At 70.3% G+C, this 19717-nt stretch carries 19 protein-coding genes; 11 read left to right on the plus strand and 8 right to left on the minus strand.

What is annotated here, in order from left to right; translation table 11 throughout:
* Positions 1-13: 13 nt before the first annotated feature.
* From ACPPVO_RS44185 to ACPPVO_RS44200, 4 genes are all read left to right on the plus strand, one after another.
* Positions 14-739 carry an SDR family NAD(P)-dependent oxidoreductase gene (locus ACPPVO_RS44185; RefSeq protein WP_426504519.1) on the plus strand — a complete coding sequence of 242 codons (726 nt, stop codon included), beginning with the start codon at positions 14-16 and terminating at the stop codon, positions 737-739.
* A gap of 94 nt (positions 740-833) precedes the next feature.
* Positions 834-1022 carry a hypothetical protein gene (locus tag ACPPVO_RS44190; RefSeq protein WP_426504520.1) on the plus strand — a complete coding sequence of 63 codons (189 nt, stop codon included), beginning with the start codon at positions 834-836 and terminating at the stop codon, positions 1020-1022.
* Between the two features lie 23 nt (positions 1023-1045).
* Positions 1046-1627 (plus strand): TetR/AcrR family transcriptional regulator, encoded by a 582-nt coding sequence (locus ACPPVO_RS44195; RefSeq protein WP_426504521.1) that lies wholly within the window; start codon positions 1046-1048, stop codon positions 1625-1627.
* A 54-nt stretch (positions 1628-1681) separates the two neighbouring features.
* A complete protein-coding gene (locus ACPPVO_RS44200) occupies positions 1682-2773 on the plus strand; it encodes an IS630 family transposase (protein ID WP_426504522.1) in 1092 nt (363 codons plus the stop codon).
* A 163-nt stretch (positions 2774-2936) separates the two neighbouring features.
* Here the strand turns inward: ACPPVO_RS44200 and ACPPVO_RS44205 are convergent, their stop codons facing one another.
* Positions 2937-4517, minus strand: a complete 1581-nt coding sequence (locus ACPPVO_RS44205; RefSeq protein ID WP_426504523.1) for an Hsp70 family protein — start codon at positions 4515-4517, stop codon at positions 2937-2939.
* Positions 4518-4999: 482 nt separating this feature from the next.
* Between ACPPVO_RS44205 and ACPPVO_RS44210 the strand changes: the two genes are divergently transcribed.
* Together ACPPVO_RS44210 and ACPPVO_RS44215 are read left to right on the plus strand one after the other, a co-directional pair.
* Entirely contained in the window at positions 5000-5161 is a 162-nt protein-coding gene (locus tag ACPPVO_RS44210) for a hypothetical protein (protein WP_426504524.1), read from the plus strand.
* Between the two features lie 346 nt (positions 5162-5507).
* Positions 5508-8669 carry a PQQ-dependent sugar dehydrogenase gene (locus ACPPVO_RS44215; RefSeq protein ID WP_426504525.1) on the plus strand — a complete coding sequence of 1054 codons (3162 nt, stop codon included), beginning with the start codon at positions 5508-5510 and terminating at the stop codon, positions 8667-8669.
* Between the two features lie 102 nt (positions 8670-8771).
* Here the strand turns inward: ACPPVO_RS44215 and ACPPVO_RS44220 are convergent, their stop codons facing one another.
* On the minus strand, positions 8772-9629 hold the full coding sequence (locus ACPPVO_RS44220) for a metallophosphoesterase (protein ID WP_426504526.1): 858 nt from the start codon (positions 9627-9629) through the stop codon (positions 8772-8774).
* Positions 9630-9683: 54 nt separating this feature from the next.
* Positions 9684-10319, minus strand: coding sequence for a superoxide dismutase family protein (locus ACPPVO_RS44225; RefSeq protein WP_426504527.1), 636 nt, complete (start codon positions 10317-10319; stop codon positions 9684-9686).
* A 214-nt stretch (positions 10320-10533) separates the two neighbouring features.
* Here ACPPVO_RS44225 and ACPPVO_RS44230 point away from each other — a divergent pair, with 214 nt between their 5' ends.
* Entirely contained in the window at positions 10534-10758 is a 225-nt protein-coding gene (locus tag ACPPVO_RS44230) for a hypothetical protein (RefSeq protein WP_426504528.1), read from the plus strand.
* A gap of 148 nt (positions 10759-10906) precedes the next feature.
* Here ACPPVO_RS44230 and ACPPVO_RS44235 read toward each other — a convergent pair whose 3' ends face one another.
* Positions 10907-11590 carry a class I SAM-dependent methyltransferase gene (locus ACPPVO_RS44235; RefSeq protein WP_426514811.1) on the minus strand — a complete coding sequence of 228 codons (684 nt, stop codon included), beginning with the start codon at positions 11588-11590 and terminating at the stop codon, positions 10907-10909.
* Between the two features lie 155 nt (positions 11591-11745).
* Here ACPPVO_RS44235 and ACPPVO_RS44240 point away from each other — a divergent pair, with 155 nt between their 5' ends.
* Positions 11746-11949: a cold-shock protein gene (locus ACPPVO_RS44240; protein ID WP_426504529.1), complete on the plus strand. Its 204-nt coding sequence runs from the start codon at positions 11746-11748 to the stop codon at positions 11947-11949.
* A gap of 56 nt (positions 11950-12005) precedes the next feature.
* Here the strand turns inward: ACPPVO_RS44240 and ACPPVO_RS44245 are convergent, their stop codons facing one another.
* Complete coding sequence (locus ACPPVO_RS44245) at positions 12006-12488, minus strand: hypothetical protein (RefSeq protein ID WP_426504530.1); 483 nt, start codon at positions 12486-12488, stop codon at positions 12006-12008.
* A gap of 78 nt (positions 12489-12566) precedes the next feature.
* Between ACPPVO_RS44245 and ACPPVO_RS44250 the strand changes: the two genes are divergently transcribed.
* Positions 12567-12716, plus strand: a complete 150-nt coding sequence (locus ACPPVO_RS44250) for a hypothetical protein (RefSeq protein WP_426504531.1) — start codon at positions 12567-12569, stop codon at positions 12714-12716.
* 692 nt (positions 12717-13408) lie between these two features.
* Positions 13409-16156 (plus strand): cation-translocating P-type ATPase, encoded by a 2748-nt coding sequence (locus tag ACPPVO_RS44255; protein WP_426504532.1) that lies wholly within the window; start codon positions 13409-13411, stop codon positions 16154-16156.
* Positions 16157-16314: 158 nt separating this feature from the next.
* Here the strand turns inward: ACPPVO_RS44255 and ACPPVO_RS44260 are convergent, their stop codons facing one another.
* From ACPPVO_RS44260 to ACPPVO_RS44270, 3 genes are all read right to left on the minus strand, one after another.
* Positions 16315-17082, minus strand: coding sequence for a metallophosphoesterase family protein (locus tag ACPPVO_RS44260; RefSeq protein ID WP_426504533.1), 768 nt, complete (start codon positions 17080-17082; stop codon positions 16315-16317).
* Positions 17083-17117: 35 nt separating this feature from the next.
* Positions 17118-18230, minus strand: a complete 1113-nt coding sequence (locus ACPPVO_RS44265; protein WP_426504534.1) for a diacylglycerol/lipid kinase family protein — start codon at positions 18228-18230, stop codon at positions 17118-17120.
* A 282-nt stretch (positions 18231-18512) separates the two neighbouring features.
* Positions 18513-19019, minus strand: a complete 507-nt coding sequence (locus tag ACPPVO_RS44270) for an HdeD family acid-resistance protein (protein ID WP_426504535.1) — start codon at positions 19017-19019, stop codon at positions 18513-18515.
* A 219-nt stretch (positions 19020-19238) separates the two neighbouring features.
* On the opposite strand from ACPPVO_RS44270, the gene ACPPVO_RS44275 reads away from it, so the two are divergent.
* The gene (locus tag ACPPVO_RS44275) at positions 19239-19502 is read left to right on the plus strand and encodes an alpha/beta-hydrolase family protein (protein ID WP_426504536.1); all 264 of its coding nucleotides are present in this window, start codon (positions 19239-19241) and stop codon (positions 19500-19502) included.
* The last annotated feature ends 215 nt before the right edge of the window (positions 19503-19717 follow it).

The following is a 19717-nucleotide window of genomic DNA, read 5'->3' on the forward strand; positions in this document are numbered from 1 at the left end:
ACGGAGGAAGAAAATGAGTGAGCTCACCGGCCGGACCGCCCTGGTCACCGGCGCCACATCGGGCATCGGCAAGGCCACCGCGGTCGCTCTTGGCGCTCTGGGCGCCACCGTCATCGTGCACGGCCGCGACGCCCAGCGTGGCGCCCAGGCCGTCAAGGAGGTCGAAGCGGCCGGCGGCCGTGCCCGGTTCCTCGCCGCCGATCTCCGGGAACCCGCCGAGATCACCCGCCTGGCCCAGGAGGCCGGCGAGATCGACATCTTGGTCAACAACGCGGGCTCGTCCTGGTTCGGCCCCACCGCCGACCTCGACGTCGACACCTACGACAAGCTCTTCGACGGCAACGTGCGCTCCACCTACCTGTTGACCGCCGCGGTCGCCCCGGCAATGGCCGCCCGCGGCGAGGGGAGCATCGTCAGCCTCGACAGCATGGCCGGCTCCGTCGGCCTCGCCGGCGGCGCCGCCTACAGCGCCACGAAGGCCTCGATCGCCGCGCTCACCCGCGCGTGGGCCGCCGAGTTCAGCCCTTCCGGCGTACGCGTCAACGCCGTTGCCCCCGGCCCGGTCTACTCCGACGGAGCCAACACCGCGACGATCGACAGCCTGGCCGCCACGACGCTGCTCGGGCGCGGCGCCAAGCCCGAGGAGATTGCCGAGGTCATCGCGTTCCTTTCCACGCCACGAGCCGGTTACGTCACCGGCGCCACCATCGCCGTCGACGGCGGCCGCACCGCGGTCTGACACCTTCACAAGGAGAAAACCCATGACCGCCACCGTGTACGGCATCAGCTACGACGCCTTCGACGCCCGACCCGCGGCAACGTTCTGAGCCGCCGTGCTGGACCGCACAGTGGCCGGCGGAGCCGACCGCGACAACGCGGCGATCGAACCGGCGGACATCGCCACCCCCGGGCCCCGGCTTGCCTTCCACCGGGTGCCGGAGGGTAAGACGGTCAAGAACCGCGTTCACTGGGTCACCCTGGCCGATCCCGGCGGCAACGAGTTCGACCTCCTCGAAGGCTGAACACGGGCCGTACAGTTGACGCCGTGACCTCCACGCCGGCTCCAGGCAGACGCTCCGCACGCGAGCGTCTGCTCGAAGCCGCCGACCGGCTCTTCTACAACGAAGGCATCCACACCGTCGGCATCGACCGGGTCCTCGACGAGGCCGGCGTCGCCAAGGGTTCGCTCTACTACAACTTCGGCGGCAAGGACGACCTCGTCCGCACGTACCTGCAGAACCGGCATGCCAAGTGGGCCGCCCGGATCGACGAGCGGATCGAGGCGGCCGGAACCCCCGGGGAGCAGGTCCTCGCGGTCTTCGACGCCCTGGGCGAACTCTTCACCGAACCGGGCTTCCGCGGCTGCGCCTTCATCAACGCCGGAGCCGAAGCGCCGCCCGGCAGCGCCGAAGACCTCGCGGCCAAAGACTTCCGGACGTGGCTGCACGGGCTTTTCGAAGCTCTCGTCAGCGACGCCGGCTACAGCAACCCGGGCTTGATCTCCACGCAACTGGTGCTGCTCTACGACGGCTCGAACATCGCCGCCGCGATGGACGGCAACCAGCAGGCGGCCCAGGCCGCCCGAACCGCAGCCGACATGCTGCTTCAGGCAGCACCCCATAGCTGACGAACTGCTAGTGTCCTGCGCCGGAAGTTCCTAATCTAAATGTAGGCTGTGGCCATGTCGGGTCGTGGCCGGCCCCGCGTCGAGTTGGTCCTCAGTGACGTCGAACGCACGACGTTGGAGCGATGGTCCCGGCGGGCCAAGTCGGCGCAGGCCCTCGCGGTGCGGTGCCGGATCATTCTGGCCTGTGCCGATGGTCTGTCCAATGTAGAGGTTGCTGAGCAGGTCGCGGTGAACCGAATGACGGTCGGCAAGTGGCGGTCCCGGTTCCTGCGTGACCGCCTCGAAGGGTTGCTCGACGAGGAGCGGCCCGGCCGGCCGCCCTCGATCACCCTGGACCGCGTGGAGGACGTGGTCGTGGCGACCCTGGAGCAGACCCCGCGCAACGCCACCCACTGGTCACGCACGTCCATGGCCGAGAAGTCCGGGCTGTCGAAGTCCACGATCGGGCGGATCTGGCGCGACTTCGGGCTCAAACCACACCGGGCGGAGACGTTCAAGCTCTCCACCGATCCGTTGTTCGTGGAGAAGGTCGTCGACGTCGTTGGGCTGTACCACAACCCACCGGAACGGGCCGTGGTCCTGTGCGTGGACGAGAAAAGCCAGGTGCAGGCCCTGGACCGGTCCCAGCCGGTCCTGCCGATGATGCCCGGCATGCCCGAACGACGCACCCACGACTATGTCCGCAACGGCATCACCAGCCTGTTCGCCGCGTTCAACATCGCTGACGGCACCGTGATCAGCGAACTACACCGCCAGCACCGCGCGATCGAGTTCAAGAAATTCCTGGCCACGATCGACAAGACAGTGCCGGCCGAACTGGACGTCCACCTGATCTGCGACAACTACGGCACCCACAAGACCCCGGCGGTACGGGCCTGGCTGGCCCGCCACCCCCGCTTCCACCTGCACTTCACTCCCACCGGCTCGTCCTGGATCAACCAGGTCGAACGCTGGTTCGGGTTCCTCACCGACCAGCGCATCCGCCGCGGCGCCCACAAGAGCGTGCAGTCCCTGGAAGCCGACATCCGGGCGTGGATCGCAGACTGGAACCGCAACCCACGCCCGTTCATCTGGACGAAAACCGCCGAAGAGATCCTCGAGTCCCTCGCCCGATTTTGCCAACGGATTTCGGGCGCAGGGCACTAGGAGACCGTAGGTGGTGGGGGCTCTGATCTGATCCACCGTGACGCTTCTGGGTGATCGTCTTTTCCCCGCCACGGCATGGCGGTCCGGTTGACCTGCGACACCATGCCCGCCTCAGCCACTACCGGCGACGGCTCGCCAAATACAACGATCCGCTGGTGTACTACTAGCCGCCCGTTCCCGGGAGGAACAGGCCGACGACGTCGGCCCCGAGGGCGATCACGCCGAGCCAGGTTCCGGCGGTGACAAACCACCCGCTCACTGTCTCGACGCCGGGCTTGGCGCTGCGTGCGACCACGCCGACGATGATGGCTAGCAGGCCGGCCACGCCGGTGATCCAGAGTCCGGGATAGAGCGGCACGATGCCGTCCTCCCATTTGAGGAGGATCAGCAGCGGAGTCACAAGGATGGCGAGCGCCCCGAGTTGCAGCGCCACGGTGCCGACCCGCCGTCCGGCCGTCGCGGCCGGGCGGCTCGCGGGCTTCGGCCGCTCGGCGGGCCGCGGCCGTCCGACCTCCGGCGGTTCGATCGCGGCCGGTGGCCGGAGCGCCGTGGCAGACGGCGGGGGGACCTGAGCCGGTGGTGGGGGCACAGTGGCGGACGGCGGGGGGACCGCGGTCGAAGGCGAAAGTACCGCGGCGGGCCGTGGTGGGAGTACCGACGACGCCGGCGTCGCCGCCGGCGTGGGGCGGACACTGCCCTCCGCCACGACCACCTCGGGCTGTTCGATCGCGGTGGGCGCCACTTTGAGCGTGCGGTGCAGCAGGGTCGCGACCAGCGGTATCCGGCTCGACCCGCCGACGAGCAGCACGGCGTGCACCGACGACCCGTCCGGCACGGCGCCCGCGAGCAAGTTGCGGGTCAGCGCCACGGTCCGCTCCAGCACGGGCCGGGCGAGCCGTTCGAGTTGTTCCCGGCCCAGCGGCGCGTCCTGCTCCAGCAGGGGGAGGTGGAGGTACGTCGACGAGGCCCGCGACAGCACCTCCTTCGCGCTGCGCACGTCCTCCCACAGCAGCCGGTGGGCCCGCAGGTCTCCGGGGGTCGCCGGCTGCTCGAGCCGCCGGATCTCGTCCGGGTGCGACTGGCCGAACGTCGCGCCGAGGTAGCCGACGACGGCCGCGTCGATGTCGAGGCCGCCCGTGTCCGGCAGGCCCTCCGAGGCCGTGATCTCCCAGCCCTCCGCGGTACGCCGGACGACGGAGGCGTCGAACGTGCCGGCGCCGAAGTCGTACACCAGCACGTGCGCCCCGATGGGCGCATCGAGGTCGCGGACTGCGGTGAAGTACGAGGCCGCGGCGACCGGCTCGGCCACCAGGTCCGGAACGCCGAGCCCGGCCAGTTCGGCCGCGTTGACCAGCACGTTGCGCCGCCGGGCCGCCCACGCCGCGGGATGGGTCAGCGTGACCGCGGTCGGCGGGGCGCCCATGGCCTGCCGCGCCTCGGCGACGACGCGGGACAGGACGGCGGCAATCAGCGCGGCGACCGGGTACTCGGTGTCGCCGAGCAGCACGTCGCCGTCGTCGATGCGGCGCTTCGGATGCGGCTCGAACAGCGCCGGGTGGACGCGCGCGGCGTGCAGCGCCTCCCGCCCGACCAGCATCCCCTCGGGCGCGGCACAGACCGAGGACGGCAGCAGCGGCACGCCGTCGAAGAGGACCGGCCGTGTCCGGCCGCTCTCCTCGTACATCACGGCGACCGTGTTCGAGGTGCCGAAGTCGATGCCGAGGCGGTACTGCACTCCTGCCATCGCCACACCGTACGGAAGCGGGGGCCCGACCAATATCGCACGCTCGGCTCGTGCGTCTGGGGCCGAACGGTGTGCAGCGGATGCGCCGGGCGGGTCGCAGCCGTGGCCGGATACTCGATCGTGGCGTTTTGGAGTCGCAACGGCATGAGTGCGTACCGGATCATGAAGCCGCCGGTTCCAGTTCGACCTGCTCGCCTCGTGACCGCGAGCCGGCGAACTCGAGCGTCGTCGGCCTGCCCGGCGACGTAGCTGAGGCCGTGATCCCTCATCTGGAACCGATGCCGACGTCCGGCAGCCCCGCCGCCCGGGCCGTGGTGCGAACTGGTGGAGGTGGGGCCGGGCTCCTGAAGGGTGTCGATGGCGCCGATCCAACCGGCGTTGCCGACCCGGTCGCCGCAGCGGGCCCCACGCAGACCCGGTGATGAGGTTCAGCGCGGCGGCGACCATCACCGCGACCGGCAGCCCCGCCCCTGACCCGCCTGGTGGTCAACGCGATCGACGACCATCGCGACCTCGACGTCCTCGCCTTGTTGCCCGCCCTGGAGGAGCTCGAGATCTGCAACTTCGCCCTGCCCCAGGGCGACCAGCGGCGGACCGCCGTCATCGCCGGGCTGCGGGCCCGCGGCGTGAACGTGCACGGCTGAACGAGTACGCCCACCGGACGTCCGGCCTTCGTGTCGGAGGGCCTGCGCCGGCGGCCGCGTCGATCGATGATCCACGATCATGCGGGTACTTCTCCCACGCACCTCGACCGTGATGGCCATCGGTGGGCGCAATTGGCTGCTCGCGTACCGGGTCGGCGCGGCAGTCGTTGCCAATCGCCCACAAGTTCATCTCACCCGAGTGAACCGGTGTGTGAGATGACGACGGTTGCGCGTACAGCCGTAAACCCGCCCGCTCATCGTGGACCCGGGCGCCCGTCCCGCCCATCCATGGTCAGAGCTCGCGCAAAGAGCCTGGCCTCGGCTGCGGGTTCGGGAGCATCTGTTGTTGCGTCGTGCTGCGCTGATCGTCATCAGCGCGCTCATCCTGTCGGTGATTGTCTACGCCCGGTCGGCTACTGCGGCGACTGCGCCGCCGGACAGCGAGTTCCAGAAGGTACCGCTGGACACCAACACCTCCAACCCGATGATGCTCGACATTGCCCCGGACGGCCGGGTGTTCTACGTCGACCGTCTCGGCGACGTGCGGGTCATCCACGCCGGCGGCGGCACCGTGCTTTCGGCGCATCTGGGCGTGTTCACCGACAACGAGAGCGGCCTGCTGAGCATCGCGCTCGACCCCGGCTTCGCCACAAATCATTGGCTGTACCTCTACTACTCCCCCAACGCCGCGAGTGTCGACCGGCTCAGCCGTTTCACGGTCACCGGCGACTCCGTCGACCTGGGTAGCGAGAAGGTCGTCCTCGACGTGCCCGTCCAGCGGACCGACTGCTGCCACCACGGCGCGGGCCTGGCCATCGACAAGAACAACGGCAACCTCTGGTTGTCCACAGGGGACAATACGAGTCCGTTCGGCTCCGACGGGTACGCCCCGATCGACCAACGTCCCGGCCAAGCCAATTTCGACGCCGAGCGCACGGCCGGCAACACGAACAGCCTGTCGGGCAAGGTGTTGCGCATCCACCCGGAGGCCAACGGCACCTACACGATTCCGGTCGGCAATCTGTTCCCGCCCGGCACCGCGAAAACGCGCCCCGAGATCTACATGATGGGTGAGCGCAACCCCTTCCGGATGGGCCTCGACCCGAAAACCGGCTACGCCATGGTCGCCAACTACGGCCCCGACGCCGACGCCGCCGATCCGGCGCGCGGCCCCGAGAACACGGTCGAGTGGGACATCCTGAGCACTCCGCGCAATGGCGGCTGGCCGTTCTGCATCGGCGCCAACCAGCCCTATGTCGCATATGACTTTGCCAGTGGTACCTCAGGTGCCCCGTTCAACTGCGCCGGCGGCCCGACGAACTCCTCGCCGAACAACACCGGCCTGACGAAGCTCCCGCCCGCGACCCCGGCCACCGTCTATTACCACTACGCCGCCGACCCGGCGCACTTCCCGCAGCTGTCCGGCGGCGCGCCGATGGCCGGCCCGGTCTACCGCTACGACCCGAACCTCAACTCCGACCGCAAATGGCCGCAGTACTTCGACGGCCGCGCGCTGTTCGCCGACTGGGGCGCGAGCAAGATGTACACCTTCGGGCTCACCGCCGACGGCAAGGGCGTGGCGTCGATCGACCCGCTGCTGAGCTCGATGAGCTTCCTCAAGCCGATGGACTTCAAGTTCGGCCCGGACGGCGCGCTGTACCTGATCGAGTGGGGCTCCGGCTTCGGCGGCGACAACACCGACTCCGGCATCTACCGCATCGACCACGTGGGCGGCGCCGCGTCTCCCGTCGCGCAGGCGTCCGCCGACCACACGAGCGGCCACGCACCGCTGACCGTCGCCTTCTCCAGCGCCGGCTCGTCCGGGACCGCCTACAGCTGGACGTTCGGCGACGGCGGTACCTCGACCGCGCCGAACCCCAGCCACACCTACACCGCCAACGGCAACTACACGGCGGTGCTCACGGTCCGGGACGCCGCCAACCACACCAGCTCGGCGAGCGTCGCGATCACGGTCGGCAACACCGCCCCGACCGTCACCATCACCGCACCGGCCGACGGCGCGTTCTTCCAATGGGGCGACCAGGTCAAGTACTCCGTGACCGTGACCGACCCGGAGGACACGAGCATCAACTGCGCGGACGTCCACCTGCAGGCGATCCTCGGCCACGACACGCACGGCCACCCCCTCGACGCGCACACGGGCTGCAGCGGCACGGTCACCACGACCTTGTCGGGCGGCCACTCGGAAGGCGACAACACCTTCTACGTCCTCGAGGCCTCCTACACGGACAAGGGCGGCGCCGGCGGCGCGGCCCCGCTCACCACGCGCAGCCAGGTGCTGCTGCAGCCGAAGCACAAGAACGCCGAGTTCTTCACCGCCACCGGCCGCACCGCGACCGGCAAGGGCAACGACGCCCCTGGCGTCATTGCCGAGCCCGCCACCAACGACATCGGCTTCATTCAGGACGGCGACTGGTGGAACGTCGCGCCCGCGTCGCTGGCCACAATCAGCCAGATCCGGCTGCACGCGTCGTCGGCGACCGCCGGCGGCATCGCGGAGGTCCGCTGGAACTCCCCGACCGGCACGCTGCTGGGCTCGGCCGTCATTCCGGCCACGGGCGGCTGGCAGACCTACACCGACGTTCCTGTCACCCTGTCCAACCCTCCGGCGGGCAGCGGCAAGCTGTACTTCGTCGCGCGCAACCCGGCGAACGCGCCCGGCTACCTGTTCAACGTCCAGTGGATGGACTTCCTCAGCCCCGGCACCTCGGTGATCAGCCTGCGCGCCCACGCGAACGGCCAAGTCGTCACCGCGGAGAACGGCGGCACCAGCCCACTCATCGCCAACCGGTCGGCCGTCGGTACGTGGGAGCAGTTCGACGTCGCCGACCAGGGCGACGGCACCGTGGCCCTGCGCGCCCACGCCAACAACCAGTACGTCACCGCCGAGAACGCCGGCAACAGCCCACTCATCGCCAACCGCGGCGCCGTCGGACCGTGGGAGAAGTTCCAGATCATCCACAACGCCGACGGCAGCATCTCGCTCAAGGCCGGCGCCAACGGCCACTACGTCACCGCCGAGAACGGCGGCACGGCACCGCTGATCGCCAACCGCACCGCGATCGGTTCCTGGGAGGAGTTCGACCTGGTCACCCAGGTGATCAGCCTGCGCGCCCACGCGAACAACGAGTTCGTCACCGCGGAGAACGGCGGTAAGAGCCCACTGATCGCCAACCGGTCCGCGGTCGGTACGTGGGAGCAGTTCGACGTCGCCGACCTCGGCGACGGCACCGTGGCCCTGCGCGCCCACGCCAACAACCAGTACGTCACCGCCGAGAACGCCGGCAACAGCCCACTCATCGCCAACCGCGGCGCCGTCGGACCGTGGGAGAAGTTCCAGATCATCCACAACACCGACGGCAGCATCTCGCTCAAGGCCGGCGCCAACGGCCACTACGTCACCGCCGAGAACGCCGGCACGGCACCGCTGATCGCCAACCGCACCGCGATCGGTCCCTGGGAGGAGTTCGACAGCCTTCAGTGGTAGAAACGGCCAGTCCTGCCCGCACCGCCGGGTGAATCGGTTGACCCACCCGTCACTCGGGTGGGTCAACCGACCCAGCCGCGATCGCGCCGAGCGCGGCTGGGTTCAGATGCGGTACACCGGCCGGGCGTCGGGGTGCAGCCGCCGCAGGCCGTCGCGGGCAACCTCAGCGGCGCTGCCCGCCGGCCGAGCCAGATCCCACTCCAGGTACACCTTGTCGCCGTCGTAGCAGCCGAAGCTGCTGGAGATGCACAACAGCGGCTCATGCTCGACCAGGTGCCCCTCCCGCACGATGTCATGGCCGAAGACGGCGACCTTGCACCCATGGTGCAGGGCGCGGAGAAACGCAAAACCGCGCTCCGCGGGGGTGGTACGAGCCCACAGCAGCGCCCCGAGCGGTCCGGTCGATGCCATGTCGGCCAGGGGCACCGATTCGTACCCGGTCAGCGCCAGGTCATCAAGGTCACCAGGGCCGGAGATCTGCGCGTGCGGCGCGGCGTGGGTAAAGGCGATGCCCGCGGCCGGCGCGACGGCCGCGAGCGGCCAACCCGCCAGCCACCGCCGGAGCGGGGTGAAACCGTCCGAGGCGTACTGCCGCTCCAGGTGGGCCGCCTCGTCGGCATGGAACTTGGCCAGTCGCGGGCCGCCCAGGTGGGCGTGCTCATGGTTGCCCAGCAGGAAATGGACCTGTTGCGGATAGGCCGCCTGGAGCTGCTGAGCCTCGGCGAGCAGCCGCGGCGTCTGGTCGAGATAGAAGTCGCCGAGATGCTCGGGCCACGCCTGCGGGGCGATGGCCGGACCGTGCACAAGGTCGCCACAGAACAGCAGGTGCGGCCGCGGACCCTGAGCGTCCATGATGGACCTGAACCGGGCCACGATCGCATGGAAGTCCGCGACGTTGCCGTGCAGGTCGGTGACCGCGAGCAGGCTGCCCGTCGACGGCAAGGTCACCACGCGTGGCATCAGCCCACCATGGCAGACCGGACACCCGCAGTCCACCGTGGCCCGGTACGTGCCTCAGTACGTGATGGTCAGGCAGGCCACCCGGGCACCGGCGACGCCCGCCCGGCCGGGCTCGGTCATGGTCTTGTCCGCGTGGATCACCAACGAGTACGGCCGGTGCTGCGGGGTCAGCGCCCACGCCTGGTCGGCGCTGGCCTTGGCGTTGCCCTCGGCGTCGGTGGTGAAGTCCAGCCACACCTCGTTCTGCGGGTTGGCATACGTCGGGTTGTTGGACGGCGAGGAGGTTGCCGTCGGTTCCGGGTGGTGCTGGAAGTGGCCGCCGGCGGCCTTCGGGTCCTTGCCGCACGGGTTGACGTGCAAATGCGCGCCGTAGGTGCGGTTCGGTTTGAACCCGGTCACCGCGAGCGTGACCTTGGTGTGCTCGCCGGCGCTGTGCAGGGTGAGGTCCGCGGCGGCGGACGCGGTCGCCGCGGAGCTGTCGTACAGGAATGCGGTGGTTCCCGGCTGTGGCGTGGCTGCGGGGCGGAACGTTCCCTTCGCCGTCACCGTGCTGGGCTCGGCGCTCGACGGCCCGGGCAGCGCCGACGCCGTCCCCATCGGCCGCTTCGGCGATGCGTCCGCGCCCTGGCAGCCGCCGGCGAACAGCGCCGGGCCGAGCAGGACCAGCGCTGCGGAAACTCCACGTTTCATCGATACTCCCCTCGTTGTTGGGTGGGCACCGGGATCGGCGTGGGGGCTGACGACCAGGACCGGTACGTACCCCAGCCTGGCCGTTACGGGTACGGCCAGATACCGGGCCACCTCGCCGATCACCCGAGGTGTCACCACCTGGAGCGTCGCGGAGAGGTTCTCGAAGGGATCTTGGTGCGCCGGCAGTCGCGTACGGTGCGCGTAGGCTGACCTTATGACGAAGGTTGTGCTGCGTGTCCGGCTGATCACCGGCGACAGCCTGGACGTCGCATACGAGGACACCAACGCCTCCGACGTCGACGCGGTGGCTGAGCACGCGATCGCTGCCCTCGCCGCTGACTCTGGCATGATCCGTGCCCGCCACGGCGACCGGTTGCTGGTCCTGTACGGACGCGGCGTGGCGACCCTGGAACTGGCACCTCGCGGCGCAGTCCTGTAGCTGGACGTCGTCGAGCCACCCCGCCAGCAGACAGCGGCTCGCAGCCGTGCGGACGAACGACGTAGTTTGGACGCGTACCGCCGCCGACGACGGCCGCACCCGCTTCGCGTGGACGGCGGACCTGCTGCCCGACGCGGCGAGTGCGGGGCTATTGGCGCAGCTGCAGCACGTTGATCTGGGTCAGTTGGGCGTCTGCGAAGGCGTCCGCGAGCGGCAGCTGGTAGGTAGCGACGGTCTGCATGCGGTCGTAGGGCAGATGTTCGCGGCCGGGATCACCGACGAGCACCTGGGCGCCGCGCGCCGCAGCGCGTTCCAGGAAGGCCAGCACGCGCTGCGCCATGGGCCCGGTGTAGAAGATGTCACCAGCCAGGACCGTGTCGGCGTCACCGCCGTCCCCGTCGAGCAGGTCCGCGAAACATTCGGCGACGCGCACGGCGTTGACGTCCGCATTGAGTGTGATCGCGGCGACCGCGTACGGGTCTACGTCATTGGCCGTCACCGCGGCCGCGCCGGCCTTTCCTGCCGCGATGGCGACCAACCCCGAACCGGCAGCCAGATCCAGGACCCGCCGACCCGCCACGGCCGCCGGATGGTCCAGGACATATCGGGCGATCGCCTTGCCCCCGGCCCACGCGGAAGACCAGAACGGCGGCGGCAGCTTCACCCCGGCCTGCGCTTCCATCCTGGCCCACCACACGATGGCGTCCTCAGCCAGATAGAGCCACACCTCGGGTACCAGTGGCACCTCGACGAGGCGAAGCCGGTCCAGGCCGGCGCCTGGCGTCGTCACCTCATGGCGAAGCTCGGTCAGCGCCTGCCCAACCCGACTCATCATCGATCAAGCATGACGGATGAACGGGGCGAATCCCGGTCATCTGCCCATTGTTGACCAGCCAACTCACCCAGCGGGTTTCTGTCGTCGCCAATCGGGTAGGCCTTACCCGCACCAACGTTGGGTAGGGCCTACCCACTGTCCAGGAGGAACGCGTGACAAGCGGTACCGTGAAATGGTTCAACTCGGAAAAGGGCTTCGGCTTCATCCAGCAGGACAGCGGAGGCCCTGACGTCTTCGTGCACTACTCGGCCATCGCGAGCGGTGGCTACCGTGAGCTGAACGAGGGCCAGAAGGTCGAGTTCGATGTGACACAGGGTCAGAAGGGCCCCCAAGCGGAGAACGTTCGAGCCGTTTGACCCCTCGCCAAGCGCCGGAGTCTGCCGAGCCGCGCAGGCACTGTTGCATCGAGCCATCAGTCGCCGTGGACCGCGACGCTCCTTGGGCCGCGTCCGAGGCGATCGCGGCCCGGCACCCGGCGCGGCCCGATGACCATCACGGAGAGGCGTGCGGTTCCGGAAGGCCGGAAATGGGCGGTGCCGGCGACGATCGGGGTTCTGCCGGTGGTCGCCGCGTGCGGGCGCCTCGGGCCGCCGCACACGATGCGGTGCTGTTCACCGCCCTCGCCGGGTGCGCTGTGCGGACTGCGGCGGCGCAGCGGTAGCCTGCTCGCCCCCGCCGGACTGCACTGGGCCGCGAACGGGCTCAGCGTGCTCATCGGCCGCCGCGCCGCGATGAGGCCGGCAACCTTCGCACGGGCGGCCGAGCCTGCCGTCGGTCCCGCTGGCCGGTCGAGCTTGTGTCCGTCCTCGACCGGCCGCACGCGGTGTTCCCGCGGTAACGAACCGGCTGCGCCGTCGGCAAGAACCGCCACATGCACGTGCGTGTCGCGGCTCACAGCGTTGAGCGATACGGCCACTGGTACCGGGGCATTGGTCACATGAGCCTGTGCCAGGGGCGGTGTCGAGGGGGGCTTGTGACTCTGACGTACGACGTGCGGCTCGGACCGGGCGGACGAGCATGCATCGAGCTGTCCGGCACGCTGGACCGTCCCGCCGTGCGGATACTCCACCAGGCGCTGGCGACGGCACTGCACTGCCACCCGACACTGGTGTCGTTGACCTGACAGGCGTTTCCGCGATCGATATCGCCGGCGTCGCCGCGCTGCAGGCTGCTCACCTCGTCGGCGGAAGGGCTGGGTATCGGATGCACGTCCGGGCTGCCGATCTGACCAGTGTCGAGCGCCTGACCCGTCATCTGTCGGCACCACCCCAGCCTTGAGCGAGGTCCGACATCCACGCCGCACCAGCGGCGAGACCGTGCCTGCCGAGCCCGTCCGGTAGCCGCAGTGCACCGACAGCGGCCTCCAGGACCGTGCACCTCGACGGGTTCGCCGCACACCACGACCGCCGGCAAGGCCAGCCCAGACGTGATTTCGGCGTGAGCACGCGGGCCTGGCTCGCCCGGGCCGGACGGCCGGCGAGGATCCACCACCGGTAATCTCCGTAGACCAGTGGCGCACCGCCCTCCAGGGGGTCGGTGCGGCGCTGAGCAACGCCGCCATCGCGTTGGCGCAGTTCATGGTGGGGTGCTCGCCTCGGCCTGTGTGCTGTTCCATCTGCTCCGCGACGGGCCGCGTTGTACCGCGTGGCAGGCTGCCGCTGCGTCCGGATCTGCTCCGCGTGCCGATCAGCAGCGCGGCGCTGCGGTTCCGCCAATCCCGCCCCGGCCGAAGGACAGCCGCGCTGTTGGCGTCAATGCCCGCCGATCGGGTATCCAGCCGACTCCCCCCGTCCGATCCAGGAGGCGATACCGCTCATGGTCACCCTGTCGGCCGCGGAGCCGGAGGCCCCGCCGTTTCACGCACTGTCGGTCAAGGACACGCTCGCCGTGGAGCACGTCGAGCCCCAGGCGGGCCTGTCGGCCGGCGAGGTGTCCGCGCGCCGCGAAGCGTACGGGCCGAACCGCCTCGTCGAGACGCGCAAGGAGGCGTGGTGGCGGGCGTTCATCCGCCAGTACAAGGACCCGATGCAGCTCGTGCTGCTGTGCGCCGGGCTCGGCAGCCTGTACCCGCTGCAGCAGTACGGCACCGGTGTGCTGCTGCTGTTGCTGACGTTGTTCAACGCTGCGCTCGGGCTGCATCAGGAGGGCAAGGCTGCGGCCGCTGTGAGCGCGCTGCAGCAGATGATGATCGTCAAGGCGCGGGTGCGCCGCGACGGGCACCTGGCCGAGCTTACCGCCGAGGATCTGGTGCCGGGCGACGTGGTGCTGGTCGAGGCTGGTGATCTTGTTCCCGCCGACGGGCGTCTCGTCCGGTCCACCGGCCTCGAGATCGACGAGTCCGCGCTGACCGGCGAGAGCGTCCCGGTCGCCAAGGACGCGGACACCGTCGCCGGCCGGAACGCGGCACTCGGTGACCGGATCGACATGGTGTACATGAACACGAACGTCACCCGCGGCACCGGCGAACTTGTCGTCACTGCCACCGGCATGGCGACCGAGGTCGGCCACATCTCCGGGATGCTCCAGACCCAGCAGGACGCGCAGACGCCACTGACCCGGCAGCTGTCCCGGCTGACCAACCAGATCCTCGTCATCGCCGGTGTCGCGCTGGCGCTGTCGATCGGGCTGAACCTTGCCCGTGGTAACGCGTTCGACGTGGTGTTCCTGGCCGCGATCGCGTTCGCGGTCTCCGCCATCCCCACCGGCCTACCCGCGGTCGTCACGACGATCCTGTCGATGGGCACCCAACTGCTCGCCCGGTCCAACGCCATCGTCAAGCGGCTGCGCTCGACCGAGACGCTCGGGTCGACATCCGCCGTCAACTCCGACAAGACCGGCACGCTGACACTGAACCAGATGACCGCGGTCGAACTGGCCATCCCCGGCCGCCGGTACATCGTGTCGGGCAGCGGTTACCGGACCGATGGTGACATCCGGCACTCCGCCGGCCAGCCCGACGTGCCGCTGGAGCCGTTCCTGCTGCCGATGGCCCTCGCCGGCGACGCGGTCGTCCGCGATGGGGAGCTGATCGGCGACCCCACCGAGGGCGCGCTAGTCGTCCTGGCCGAAAAGGGCCACGTCGACGTGGTCTCGACCCGGGAGCGGTACCCGCGGCTGGCCGAGGTGCCGTTCGACGCCGCGTACAAGCTGATGGCGACGTTCCACCGGATGACCGACGAGGTCGGCAACGACGTCGTCCGTGCTTATGTCAAGGGCGCCCCGGACCAGTTGCTGGCCCGGGCCTCGACGTTTCTGTACCCAGGGCTGGACCCCACCCCACTCGACGACGAGCTCCGCGGCCGGTACCTGGCGGAGAACGAGCGGCTCGCCGCGCAGGGCCTGCGGGTCATGGCCACTGCTCGCAAGGACTTCGCGCCGGCGACGTTCGACCGGCAGGCCGCGCTGCTGGAGACCCTCGACGGGCTGACCCTGCTCGCCATGGTCGGGATCGTCGACCCGCCGCGGCCGCAGGCGAAGGCTGCGATCGCCACCGCGAAGACCGCCGGCATGCGGGTCCGCATGATCACCGGCGATCACGCGGTCACCGCGGCGGCCATCGCCTCCCAGCTGGGTATCGACGGGCGGGCCATCACCGGCGCCGAGTTCGCCGCGATGGACGACGACCAGCTCAGCCGCGAGATCGACGAGGTCGGTGTCATCGCCCGCGTGACCCCCGAGCACAAGGTCCGGCTCGTGGAGATCCTACAGCGCAAGGGCCACATCGTGGCGATGACCGGCGACGGCGTCAACGACGCGCCAGCCCTGAAACGCGCTGACATCGGCATCGCGATGGGTATCACCGGCACGGAGGTCTCCAAGGAGGCCGCCGCGATGATCCTCACCGACGACGACTTCGCGACCATCGTCAAGGCCGTGGAGATCGGCCGGGCCCTGTACGACAACCTGAAGCGGTACGTGTTCTTCCAGATGGGCGCCCTCGTCGGGTTCATCGCCACGTTCCTGGGCGCCAGCCTGCTCAACATCGCCTCCGGGGTGCCGTTCCTGCCGCTGCAGACGCTCTGGGTCAACTTCACCACGCAGGTGTTCCAGGCCGTCGGCCTCGGCTCCGGCAAACAGGACGCCGACATCATGCGACGCCCGCCGCGCCGCGCCGACGAACCGCTGCTGTCCACCCGTGCCCTGCTCTGGCTCGCCGCCGTCGGCCTGGTCCTGGGTGCGGTGACGCTGGCCGTGATCGCCTGGGCCGGTCGCGCGTACGGCATGGACGTGGCCCGCACCATGGGCCTGACGACCTTCTCGATCCTCAACCTGTTCCTGTCGTTCACCGTGCGCAGTGACACCCGGTCGATGTTCACCCTGGAGACGTTCGACGACCGCCGGTTCCTCATCACCAGCGGCATGTCTGTGATCGCGATCGTCATCGCCACCGAGCTCGGCCTGCTGCAACGCATGCTGCACACCGTCAGCCTCAGCCTGACCCAGTGGTCCGTGTGCCTGGCCGCCGGTGCGACGGTCATCGTCGTCACCGAACTGCGCAAGCTGCTGCTGCGGCGACGGGTGGCGCCGACCGGGATCACCCCGACTGCGGAGCGCACGCCATGACCGATCATGCGGCAAAGCGGATCGCCGAGCTCATCGCACCGCTGCGGGGCGGGTCGGGCACCAGGCTTCGCCTGCCACGCCCACAGCCCTCGGGTACACCGGCCCGCTCGCCGTTGAGCAGGACCGTGCCGAGTTGCTCGGGTACGGGGTGAGCATGCTCAATGAGTACCAGGCGCGGCTCGCGGATGGCTGACCGCCGGGCCACCGCGCCAGCAGCCGTCGACCTCGACGCGGGCCTCGACGTGGATGTGCCCGGCGTCGACCCGGATGACGGTCCACGAGCGAGGCGCGCCGCGTAGCCGCAGGCTCGTCGCCGTGCCGGCCACCACCTCGACCAGCCTGTGACCGGGTGCCAGGTCGAGTCGGCGGCTGGCCGGCACGTGCGTGTGCCCGGCGAGGACCAGGTCGACACCAGCCGCGGCGACGGCCCGTAGCAGCGCACCCCGGCCGGCGATGCGGGCCGGGCCGCGTACGAACGGCGGATGGTGCAGCGCCAGCAGCCGGACCGCACCGGTCGGCGCGGCACCGAGGTATGTGCCGACCAGCGCCGATTGGCGCGCCGACACCCGCCCGTTCTTCCAGCGCCATCGGGGCATCGACTGCAGGCCCAGGGCCCGGATACCGGGCAGGTCCAGCCGCGGCTCGAGGTCCACATCGAGCCAGGCCCGGTAGCGGTCGTACGGCGCCACCAGACGGCCAACCCCGAACAGCGGGACGTCATGGTTGCCGCACACGACGAGCAGCGGAGCGACCAGACCGTCAAGGAACGCCCGGGCCTGCGCGAACTCGGCGTTCCGGGCGCGCGTCGTGCTGTCGCCGGTCACCACGACGACATCCGGGCCGGCGGCCGCCACGTCGTCGGCGAGTGTCGCGGCCGCCGGCGGATCGTGCCGGCCGAAGTGCAGGTCCGACAGGTGCGCGATCACCAACTCACGATGCGCGGCGCCGCTGGCCGGTTCCGTCATTCCCGGGCCGCCGAGCGTGGTCGCAGGTTGCGGTCCGAAGCGAACGCGAGCCGCCAGAGGCGCCGCCAGTCCAGAGGTGGCCGTGGCCGGCGGGCGGGCCCGAGCCGCGGCACCCGAACCCGCAGAGCACCGGGCTGCACGCGGCAGCGTACCGGCGTGGGCAGCCGGACCGATTCACCGTCGATCCCGGCCGGGATCGACGCCTCCTCCGCCTCGATGACCACCTCGTCGGCCGTGGCCCGGGTAAGCCGCCCGGACCGGCTGCCCCGCACGAGCCGGGCAGCGTCCGCAGCGCTGCTGACGGTGACCGCCAGCACGCCGAGCACGCCGCCGTCGAGCCGCTCCCGCCGACCGAGCCCGGCGACGTCCGTGGTTGCGTAGGGATTGTTGCTCACCAGGATCGCCTGGGCACCGGCCACGTCGGCGCCGGCGGAGCGCAGCCGCAGACCCGGCCCGCGCTGACCGGTCAGGAGGTCCGGCAGCACATTCAACGCCGTCGCGGTCTTGTCGTCGCGGTAGCCGGGGCTCTGCACGACCGCGGCGTACGCACCGAACGAGGCGTTGTTGACAAACATCCGCTCGCCGGCCCAGCCGACATCGACACGAACCTCGACACCGCCTGTGAGCGCCGCCAAGCCCTCCGCCGGGTGGGACCGGTCAAGGCCGAGATCCATGGCGAAGTGGTTCCGTGTACCGGCGGCGACCACCATGAACGGCACGTCCTGTTCCACGGCGACCCGGGCAACTGCCGCCTGGGTACCGTCGCCGCCAGCCACGCCGAGCAGGTCCGATCCCGACCGCACAGCCTGCCGGGCCAGCGCGGCCACGTCGACGTGACGGCCGCCGTCCAGCAGCACGACCTCCGCCCCGAGCGCACGGGCCCTGCCGGCGAGGTCGTGCTCGACCACCTTCCCGCCTCCCGAGCGGGGGTTCATCACGAGGAAAGGGTGCACGGCGCGCGGGGCGGCGACGTCCGGCGCCGCAGGCTCCGTACGGCGCAGCGCCGCACCGGCCACCGCCACCGCCGCCACCCACAGGCCGACGCACACCAGCGCCAGCAGCAACAGCCCGGCCCGGGCGTACAGCAGCACGACCATCCCCGCAGCCACGACCGCAACCGTGCCCGCCACCATGCGTCGCGCGCCACGATGGGCAAGAACTCCCCACACGCCGGCCAGACCGGCACCCACACCGGCCACCGCGACCGCGGCCAGGACGACACCCCGAGGCCCCCCGACACCGACCAGCAGCCCGATCGCTGCCAAGGCCAGCACGAACGCCACACGGGCCAGCCGCCGTGGAGCGCGATCGCTGTGCTCCGATACGCCACGTCGTGCAACGGCGCTCACCGAGGGGTCGTACCTGCCGACCGGCACCGCCGAGACCGCCGCTCACGCCGGCCGGTCGCGCTGCTGCCACGCGACGGTGACCTCGCCTGCACCGAGGATCAATGCCGTGATCCCGGTCAACAGCACCAGGGTGCGAGGCGAGATGTCCGGCCAAGCGACGAACAGCAGACCGACACCGATCGACGCCACCCCCAGGGCGATCAGCCAGACGCGTCCACTGCCGCGGGAGAACAGGCCGAACAGGAGCTCGGCGACCCCGCTGAGCAGCCATGCCAGGCCGAGGATCACGGCCAGCGCCACCACGCCGGTCGCAGCGCTACTGATGCACGCCACGCCGCCGACGACGAGCACGATGCCGAGCCCGCCGGACAATACCCGATCGAACAGCTGCTGAGCGCCCTGCGTGCCGCCGAACGCCCGGATGATGCGCAACACTCCGGTCGCGATCAGCCAACCGCCGAGCAGCACGCCGAGCAGCCGTAACGTCGCGGCCGGCCACGCCAGCACCGCGACGCCGAACACCAGGGTGATCGATCCGAGGGCGAGCATATGGCGCGACGACACCGTTGGACGGCCGGCCGCACGGCGTACACCATGGTGACGATCAGGAACCGTTGTCATGGCCACCCCCAGGTACGACCGGCCTCGGCTACCACACTCACGCGACGCGGCCCGGGCGTGCTCCTCCGATCCGGGTGAGGCGCCGGCGCGGCGCCCTCACCGTCATCCAACCTCACCCGCCCGCCGGCGACGTGGGAGTCCCCGAAGGTGGTGTACCTGCAGCACCCGTCCGACCCCATCGTGTGGTGGACACCGAAGCTGATGCTCAGCCGCCCCGACTGGCTTGCCGAGCGGCGCGGCAGTGACGTACTGCCCAGCATGCGGTGGCTGCCGTTCGTAACGTTCTGGCAGGTCACAGCCGACATGGCGTTCTCGACCGGAGTGTCGGACGGGCACGGCCACAGCTACGGCACGGCACCTGCGGCGGCGCGGGCAGCCATCGCGCCGCCAACGGGGTGGACCGCGGAGTGATCGGCCGAACTGACCCGGACCCTGACACGGAGGCTGACGCCGAACCGAGGGCTGATGCACAGCGTCACTCCCTGCAGGCGAAGCGGTCGCGCAGCGCCGCGGCGAGCGTTGGACCTGGGCCCGCGTGACGGCGATCTCCAACGTGGCCGTGCACGTAGCGGTGCAGGTGCTGCGGATCGGCGCGCCCCCGCTGTGATCGGTCCTCATGCTGACCC

This window comes from Dactylosporangium sp. McL0621 (genome assembly GCF_049995355.1).
Classification (GTDB): domain Bacteria; phylum Actinomycetota; class Actinomycetes; order Mycobacteriales; family Micromonosporaceae; genus Dactylosporangium.